The following is a 223-nucleotide window of genomic DNA, read 5'->3' as shown; positions in this document are numbered from 1 at the left end:
TGCGCCATTCCATGGGCTGGCCGCTGCCGAACAATTCCGGCGGCGGCTCCTGGCTCTATCATTTCGACGACCACCTGGTGTCGGTGGGCTTTGTGGTGCACCTCAACTACACGAACCCGACGCTCTCGCCCTTCGACGAGTTCCAGCGCTTCAAGACGCACCCGATGGTGCGCGACGTGTTCGAGGGGGCAAAGCGCATCGGCTACGGGGCCCGCGCCATCAT

General features: G+C 64.1%; 1 pseudogene. It reads left to right on the top strand.

Features of this window, described 5'->3' with window-relative positions:
• Positions 1-223 (top strand): annotated as a pseudogene (locus E4K09_RS07620) (electron transfer flavoprotein-ubiquinone oxidoreductase); the annotation flags it as partial.

It is taken from the genome of Microvirga pakistanensis (genome assembly GCF_004458765.1).
GTDB classification, from domain to species: domain Bacteria; phylum Pseudomonadota; class Alphaproteobacteria; order Rhizobiales; family Beijerinckiaceae; genus Microvirga; species Microvirga pakistanensis.
This window is presented reverse-complemented; position numbering and strand designations above follow the sequence as displayed.